Genomic DNA, 7,412 nt, shown 5'->3' with positions numbered 1-7,412 from the left:
ACGAATCACACATCATCCCATCAACCATGTGGTCATGGTTGGGCAAGCATGGCGAACCGCCGTATGCGGACCCGCATGTACGGTGGTGTGGGGAGACGGGGGCTTCTTACCCCCTCTTACCCGATTGCTCTTTGAAGGAGGTGGTAGGTGTGGACGCAGGCCCTAGTCATGAGCGACACTGTTGCGATTTTTGTTGGTCAGGATTACAAACAGGGGATTTCTGTCCCTCCTATCACGTCTTCAAGGAGGATGAGGTTCATGCGCACAAATTTGGCGATTCAAGAAGAAACGGCTGTTCTGGACAGCCAGCACGTTGGTGACATCCAAGGCGCACTGGGCACGGTGCGTGTTGATGATAACGGAACTCGTAGGAGCTGGAAAAACCGTGTTCTGACTCTGCTTGCCATCATGGGACCGGGGCTCATTGTGATGGTTGGTGATAATGATGCGGGCGGAGTTGCGACGTATGCACAGGCTGGGCAAGATTTCGGAACGAGTCTGCTCTGGGTTCTCCTTCTTCTGGTTCCTGTGCTCATTGTGAATCAGGAGATGGTGGTTCGGCTTGGGCTGGTCACAGGGGTCGGCCATGCCAGACTCATTTTCGAACGGTTCGGGAAGTTCTGGGGAGCCTTTTCCGTTGGGGACTTATTCATACTGAACGTTTTAACTATCGTGACGGAATTTATCGGGATAAGAATGGCGATGGCCCATTTCGGAGTGAACCCGCTCGTTTCCGTTATCCTGGCATCAATTTTGTTGATTGGTATGACGGTGACTGGGAGTTTTCGCCGTTGGGAGCGGTTCATGTATGTCATGGTCGTGGCCAATTTCTTGGTCATTCCACTTGTCTTCATGAGTCATCCGGCTGTTAAACCTGTGGTTACAGGATTCTTGCTACCCGGAGTCCGTGGCGGGCTTACCTCGAACGCACTGTTGCTCATTATTGGCATGGTCGGCACCACGGTAGCACCTTGGCAGTTATTCTTCCAACAGTCAAACGTGATTGATAAGCGATTGACGCCACGGTGGATGTCGTACGAACGGGCGGATACGGTCATTGGATCCGTTGTTGTCGTCATTGGGGCGACGGCGCTCATCGCAACGACGGCTTTCGCCTTTCAAGGAACCAGCTTGGCGGGGCAATTCGTGAATGCTGGCACTGTGATAACAGGACTGTCGCAGCACGTCAGTGCCTTGGCAGGGGACTTGTTTGCCATCATTCTGCTGAATGCATCGTTGATTGGGGCGGCTGCAGTTACACTGTCGACCTCGTATGCGTTCGGTGATGTTTTCGGGACCAAACACTCTCTCCATCGATCAATGAAGGATGGACTCAGCTTCTACCTGGTGTACGGTGCAGTCATATTGGTGTCTGCGGGGATCGTGGTTATCCCACATGCACCGCTTGGGCTGATTACAACCGGTGTGCAGGCTTTAGCAGGTATCCTTCTCCCAAGTGCGACCGTTTTTCTGTTGCTGTTGTGTAATGACAAGGCGGTCTTAGGACCATGGGTCAATCGTCCATGGGTGAACATTATCGGCGCCGTTATCGTCGGGGTATTGGTTGTACTGTCACTGATTCTAGCGGTTGTAACATTCTTCCCCAATGTGAACGTTACACTGTTGAGTCTCGCACTGGCGGGCGTGCTGTTGCTTGGACTCGTGGCGGCCGGACTTGCATCGTATCGGAAACGCCAATCTGCAAAACCTGTTTCTTCAGAAGAAGATCGCTACAGTTGGAGAATGCCACCGCTTGCTAGATTGCCCAAAGCAGTATGGTCGCCTGCACAAAAGTTGGCGATGGCAACCTTGCGGGGTTACCTCGTCATCGCCGTTGTTATGCTTGTCGTAAAGATTGTTCAGCTTTCCATTGGGGCTTAAACCGTGTCACCGGAGGCAATCTTTCAAAGTATGATGCGAAGCCTTATGTACAGACCATTGACCTATACCAAGCTCACACCTCTTTTGAATGGGGAGTGAGCTTTTTTGTTCGATCTTCCAGGTCGTTGTGGTTTACCACTGGTGCAGCGGCGCAATCAGTTGAGTATTAGACTCCCATTCTGCCGAACGAGGGACTATTTTTTCAGCAACATCACTGCAACGCCCACAAGACAAATCCCGGCACCGACCCATTCGCTCCAGTCGGGAAACCGCTTGTCAATGAACCAGCCCCACAGGACAGCCATTGCGATGAAGATCCCACCGTAGGCGGCATATGTTTTGCCGAAGGAGAATTCTTGGCGGGTGGCGACGACGCCATACAAAATCATCACAATGGCGCCAATGATTCCGACCCATAGGGACTTTCCATTTTTGAGCCATTGCCAAATCAGATAGCCACCACCAATCTCGGCGAGACCTGCTACAAGGAAGAGAAAGACGGCTCGGATTATCGTTGTTATTACCCCCGTTTCTTCCGCTTCGTCACCACGCTTTCTCGGTTGGCGTGTATGGAAATATCTCGGTTGTTTTACTGACTCCAACAGAACACTTCTTAGCTCTGTAATACCTTTTACGTCGTCAAAGTCTTCGTCGCCAAACAAATGGCTCACAATGTTCCGTGATATACCAACCATACCGCATCACCCCGAGCGGAACAATCTAAGACACATCCTTTTAGACCCGTGTGACATCGTGCTGTGAATGCATTCGATTTGCAATCTGGGGCTATGGACCATACGATAAAAGTACAACCTGACTGCGAAAACGCAATGAATAACGCATAGAATACGGATCCTGAATGTGAGATGGCTGTATACGGGGATGCAATTGTAGGGCCTACAGTATCGTGGATTCGTTGTGCTCGATTCGTTGCTCAAAGGAGTGGTTCTGTCGTGGTAAAGCGAAATTATTATGTCAAGCCTCACGTATTGGATGAAGAACCATTGACGTTTGAAGGCTTCGATATTCCGATTACAGAAACGGATGCCAAGCGGATCGACCGATTGGTGAATGAGTATGAAAGTCGAATCATTCAGCAAATTGATGAAGATTATCGACAGCAGACCAAGTGGGCGCATCGATTGGCCGACAAAATCGCTGCGTTTGGCGGCAGTTGGACGTTCATCGTGATTTTTGCTGTTGTCCTTTCGCTTTGGATCACGTGGAATACCGTGCGGCTTACGGCACCCTTACATTTTGATAAGCCACCATTTATCTTGCTAAACCTTTGCCTGTCTTTCATCGCAGCATTCCAAGCTCCAATCATTATGATGAGTCAAAATCGCCAGGCGGCTCGGGATAAGCATGAATCGGTGATTGATTTCGCTATCAACTATAAAGCGGAACAAGAAATCGATGACATGCTGTTAGTGACGGAGCATAGTGACCAAAGCTTGACGGTGTAAGTTGTCCGTGAATTGACGGCGTAAGTGTCCGTTCCCTCAGACAAAAGTAAAGGGGGAAGAGTTTCCCCTTCCCCTAGCGTCAGTAGTTTTTAGGCTAGACATCGATGTTGACTCTGTATGTTCTTCCCTCGATGAGACCAAGAGCCACACCGTCGGCAATGACGTACCATGATCTGGCCATTTCTAGTCTGACAAACTGGCTTTTGTCACCGATGCACAAGTGAAATGCGTCTCCACAGTGCAGGCTATACCATTCGCCATCTCCTGCTACTACCCAGCGTTGCAGTTCCCCGTCGTATTCCAGCTGTGCACCCTTGAGTTTCATGACAGTTCCCCCTGAATCACCAGGTTGACGATATGGTCGTCGATGATTCGATGTTTGGTCTGTGCCCCGTACATGAGGCAGTGGGTGCACACTTTGTTGACCAAACGGGCAGCACCACTCGAGAACCGATAGATCTCATCGATGGCCTTGTCGGTGAAAATGTCATGGTCCTCTCCCGCGTAGGCCAGGTGCCGACGGATGTACTCGGCCACTTCGGAACGGTCGTAGTACGGGAGTTTGCACTGGATGTCGATGCGCTGCCGGATTGCAGCATACGCCTGGAGATTTAGCCGATCCCAGAGTTCGCTTTGCCCAACCAGGATGAGTGACATGGGACTTTGTGAATCCATCCTGAAATTTAACAAGAACCGTATTTCCTCAAGCATCTCTTTGTCCAGAAGATGAGCTTCGTCCACAACGCACACTGGCTGTACGTGATGGATACCGCGCATGAGTTCGATTTCGCGATGTAGTTGTCTCTTTGCGTCTCCCCGGTAGAACTTCGACTCGCACCCAAGCTGCTCGAGCATGCCCTTGTAGAAGTGACGCGGTGTGAGCTTGGAGTCTGACAGGTACAACACCTGATACTTCGCGCCGTCCAGGGTCTCGCTAAAGCGACGGATTGCCGTGGTCTTCCCAGTGCCACAATCTCCTGTGATGACACAGAACAGCTGGCGTGCAGCCGCGTAGGAGAGTCGTCCGAGCGTATCCTCCAGTGACGGCGAGGTGTAGAATTCACTTGCCGGAACGTCTCTGGAGAACGGAGTGCGATTGAACTCGTAGTACGACTCAAACATCTCCCTTCACCTCGTTCCATGCCAAGGTGTAAGAGATCGCCCGAGCCTGGCGCTGCTGGCGCTTTGCATGTTGTATCTCCGCTGCCTCCAGCAGTCTGGATGATTCTGCTGGCTTTGGCCCCAGGTGCCCCGGCAACTTCGGCCGCTGCCCGGCCCGTTCTCCAATGACCAGGGGACGGGCTTGCCATGGCTCATGTCCTTCGTGCTCAATGGTGATCTGACTGATGTCCGCCGGGTCGTAGATGACGTCGACGGTGCAGCCGATGAACGGTAATCCCACCTCGTACTTGCGGTCCATGAAGCTGATACACCCTGACTTGTCCACCTTGCGTGTCTCCGCATGGAGGAAGGCGTTGGCGACGATTTCTGGTTCGACAAACCGAAGTGCCTTCCGGTCGCTTCGGTACGCAGTCTCAGGGCTGGTGAGTTGTATGTCTGTGGACAGAGCTCTATGCGGTTTGTTCTGGTAGCATTCGGACAGCCACACAGCGAACTTGTGATTGAGGTCCTCGAGTGATTGGGGTTTGTCCAACACTGCTTCGCTCAGGAACGAATCGATGGTGCGGTTAAACTTCTCTACCTTACCCTTGGACTCTGCGGCGTAGGGTTTCGTGAACAGTAGCCGGATACCGAGCTTTGAGCAGGTTCTGGCCATCCACCGGGTGCGGTATTGCTTTCCGTTGTCGAAGTACACGGAGTCTGGAACTCCGTACTTCTGGATTGCCTGACGGAAGCAATCTTCCACAATGGCTTGGTCCAATGTGGGGTAGAACTCAGCATGCAACACGTACCGTGTGGCGTCGTCCAGGAAGACAACCAGATAGACCTGCTTCTTTGTGCCGCCAGGGCCAATGGGCAGGTACGGGCCAAACTTGATGTCCGACTGCCACAACTCATTTCGGTGCCGACGCTGGAAACGACGAGCGGCTGTACCGGTGGCAGCGTACATGCGCATCTGACGGGAGCTGTAGCCACGTTCTGCAAGCTTCTCCTGCAAGGTGCTTCGCTTGATCTGGCCAGGCTGTGCATGCCCTTCCCACTCAAGGATCTGGATGATTTGCGAGATGCTCCGCGTGGGAACCTCTCTCCGCAGCAGGATAGCCTGATTCAACAATGACTGCGGAATTGTCTCTGGCCTCTGCTGAATCTTGGGCCTTGGCTTTAGTCCCTGGAATCCCTCCTGACGATACTTGGCCAGATACCGGCGAAGAGTTCGCTCCGAAATGCCTGTCTGAGCGCAGATCTCGGCCCTAATCTGCCGGGCGCGACCTGCATCCAAGCCCTCCGCCAGTAACTGGGACAGCAACTGCACCCGATTCACGGCGATTTCCTCCACGTTCCTCGGATCTTTCATGCCAACCACCTCCATTTTGCTAGGGTTAGCATGAACGTACCGTGGACAGAAGAGGCTCAAAACGCCGAACGGGTATGTACCCACAAATGCAGATTTGCAATGGGCCGGACAATACGTTCCAGCCAACCACGCTCACTTCCGACGATGCGTCCGATGCGATGGAGTGCGGTTTGTGGAAGAGCGGACGCACTCTCCACAGTCCACTGAAAACGATGTGCGATGGACTCCAGACAACCAGCGGCATATGGAGCAAAAACCTCGAACCACTGCCGCCAGCGACGAATGGTTGATTCCTCGACACCTGCAGGTGCCGCTTTGTCCATGACAGCATCCTCAATGACCTGCGCCTCGTGACGACGGTAGGGAACCAGGAAGTTGGGCAGCTCGTGGTGGATTTTACGACAATCCAGACAGCGCAGACGGCGAATGATGATTTTTGCCTTGCTACCGGAGCCTTGAATCCACGTCCGCTTTCTACTTCCTATGACACGGAGCCTATTTTGGCAGCAAGGACAGGGGACAATCTCCGCACTCCGAACAAAAAACACCGACAGTGGGGCTTTCAACGAGCTCGTAATCTGCTAAAATGACCATATCTGATTAGTGGGACGTCCCCTGTGTTGCTGTTGCTGCAGCACCACGTAAATGGGGGCGTCTTTCCTTTCCCAGGATACGGTCATTTTACCCAGCAACTTTTGGACAGGCAATTACGTCAGCTTTGGGCCATCTAGCGATGGCTGAAACACATGCAAAGCCACCTGCATCGAATCGAGGGAAAGCTTTTGGACTTGGAAAAAATGCTAGAGAAAATGTGCTCAACACAGGACTGACACCTTTCTTGACGAGGCGGTCACCTCATCCCTTATTAACTTCTTTGACATCATATATATTTAGATATTATGATATGTAAAAAGGAGATGAATGCTATGGAAAACAATGAACCAAAGCGCAGTTCCGGCACTGGAGCATGGGGAATGCTGGGGTTGGCAGCGATTCCGGTGCTTTGTTGCGGCCTGCCGATTTTCATGGGAGCACTGGGATTCACGGCTGTAGGAGCGGTGTTAGCTGCAAGTCGCTACTGGATTCTAGGAGGTCTTGTCATCCTGATGGGAATTGTGATGTTCATTGTATCACGTAAAGGTAGGAAATCAGGGAAGGATTCCTGCTGTGCGGTTCCACCGAGTGACAGGCTATCCAAGGGAATCGCTAAGGAGTGACACCTATGCAAGATTTGAATATGACACCTGAAATCGGGGCTCAGACAGAGATTTACGCAAAATTCTTTCATGGGTTGTCGAATCCGACACGGTTCAAAATCGTGGAGGCGCTTTTGGAGCAAGAGTTAAACGTGAGCCAACTCGTGGATTTTATTGGGGCTTCTCAAAGCCAAGTATCCAATCAACTTGCTTGCTTAAAGTGGTGCGGCTATGTGACTTCCAGACAAGAGGGTAAATATATCCTGTATCGCATATCGGACCAGCGAGTGCGCAGTATCCTGCAACTTGCCAAAGAGATTGTTGCTGATAATGCCGAACACATTCGTTCCTGCACTCGGATGTAAAAAGCATGTGGGGATTGGAGGGATAAGT

Annotated in this window: 9 protein-coding genes; 4 read left to right on the top strand and 5 right to left on the bottom strand. The window is 51.8% G+C overall.

All coding sequences use genetic code 11. From position 1 onward, the window contains the following. The first annotated feature begins 258 nt into the window (after positions 1–258). Complete coding sequence (locus AN477_RS10810) at positions 259–1,881, top strand: Nramp family divalent metal transporter (protein ID WP_054969179.1); 1,623 nt, start codon at positions 259–261, stop codon at positions 1,879–1,881. A gap of 194 nt (positions 1,882–2,075) precedes the next feature. Here AN477_RS10810 and AN477_RS10805 read toward each other — a convergent pair whose 3' ends face one another. Beyond that, positions 2,076–2,393 carry a YnfA family protein gene (locus AN477_RS10805; protein WP_054969178.1) on the bottom strand — a complete coding sequence of 106 codons (318 nt, stop codon included), beginning with the start codon at positions 2,391–2,393 and terminating at the stop codon, positions 2,076–2,078. Positions 2,394–2,834: 441 nt separating this feature from the next. Here AN477_RS10805 and AN477_RS10800 point away from each other — a divergent pair, with 441 nt between their 5' ends. Next, positions 2,835–3,347, top strand: coding sequence for a DUF1003 domain-containing protein (locus AN477_RS10800; RefSeq protein WP_245631786.1), 513 nt, complete (start codon positions 2,835–2,837; stop codon positions 3,345–3,347). A gap of 94 nt (positions 3,348–3,441) precedes the next feature. On the opposite strand, the gene AN477_RS10795 is transcribed toward AN477_RS10800, so the two are convergent. From AN477_RS10795 to AN477_RS25680, 4 genes are read right to left on the bottom strand one after another with little or no spacing between them, the layout of a single operon-like run. After that, positions 3,442–3,672, bottom strand: a complete 231-nt coding sequence (locus AN477_RS10795; protein ID WP_054969165.1) for a DUF5348 domain-containing protein — start codon at positions 3,670–3,672, stop codon at positions 3,442–3,444. Then, the gene (locus AN477_RS10790; protein WP_054969164.1) at positions 3,669–4,469 is read right to left on the bottom strand and encodes an ExeA family protein; all 801 of its coding nucleotides are present in this window, start codon (positions 4,467–4,469) and stop codon (positions 3,669–3,671) included. The genes AN477_RS10795 and AN477_RS10790 overlap by 4 nt, the downstream gene beginning before the upstream one ends. Continuing rightward, positions 4,462–5,823 carry a DDE-type integrase/transposase/recombinase gene (locus AN477_RS10785; protein ID WP_054969163.1) on the bottom strand — a complete coding sequence of 454 codons (1,362 nt, stop codon included), beginning with the start codon at positions 5,821–5,823 and terminating at the stop codon, positions 4,462–4,464. Before AN477_RS10785 ends, AN477_RS10790 begins: the two co-directional genes overlap by 8 nt. A gap of 56 nt (positions 5,824–5,879) precedes the next feature. Further along, complete coding sequence (locus AN477_RS25680; RefSeq protein ID WP_054969176.1) at positions 5,880–6,371, bottom strand: DUF6431 domain-containing protein; 492 nt, start codon at positions 6,369–6,371, stop codon at positions 5,880–5,882. 378 nt (positions 6,372–6,749) lie between these two features. On the opposite strand from AN477_RS25680, the gene AN477_RS10775 reads away from it, so the two are divergent. Then, positions 6,750–7,040 carry a hypothetical protein gene (locus AN477_RS10775; protein WP_054969162.1) on the top strand — a complete coding sequence of 97 codons (291 nt, stop codon included), beginning with the start codon at positions 6,750–6,752 and terminating at the stop codon, positions 7,038–7,040. 5 nt (positions 7,041–7,045) lie between these two features. After that, positions 7,046–7,384 carry an ArsR/SmtB family transcription factor gene (locus AN477_RS10770; protein WP_054969161.1) on the top strand — a complete coding sequence of 113 codons (339 nt, stop codon included), beginning with the start codon at positions 7,046–7,048 and terminating at the stop codon, positions 7,382–7,384. Positions 7,385–7,412: the final 28 nt, after the last annotated feature.

Origin of the sequence: Paenalicyclobacillus ferrooxydans (assembly GCF_001399675.1) — a bacterium.
In the GTDB taxonomy this organism is placed as follows: Bacteria; Bacillota; Bacilli; order Alicyclobacillales; family Alicyclobacillaceae; genus Alicyclobacillus_B; species Alicyclobacillus_B ferrooxydans.
Note: the sequence above shows the minus strand (reverse complement) of the source record. Positions and strands in the feature narration are given on the sequence as shown.

Excerpts from the sequence above, each read along its gene's own strand:
- AN477_RS10790 (WP_054969164.1), bottom strand. The coding sequence starts at position 4,469 with ATGTTTGAGTCGTACTACGAGTTCAATCGCACTCCGTTCTCCAGAGAC.
- AN477_RS10795 (WP_054969165.1), bottom strand. The coding sequence starts at position 3,672 with ATGAAACTCAAGGGTGCACAGCTGGAATACGACGGGGAACTGCAACGC.
- AN477_RS10810 (WP_054969179.1), top strand. The coding sequence starts at position 259 with ATGCGCACAAATTTGGCGATTCAAGAAGAAACGGCTGTTCTGGACAGC.
- AN477_RS10775 (WP_054969162.1), top strand. The coding sequence starts at position 6,750 with ATGGAAAACAATGAACCAAAGCGCAGTTCCGGCACTGGAGCATGGGGA.
- AN477_RS10770 (WP_054969161.1), top strand. The coding sequence starts at position 7,046 with ATGCAAGATTTGAATATGACACCTGAAATCGGGGCTCAGACAGAGATT.
- AN477_RS10785 (WP_054969163.1), bottom strand. The coding sequence starts at position 5,823 with ATGAAAGATCCGAGGAACGTGGAGGAAATCGCCGTGAATCGGGTGCAG.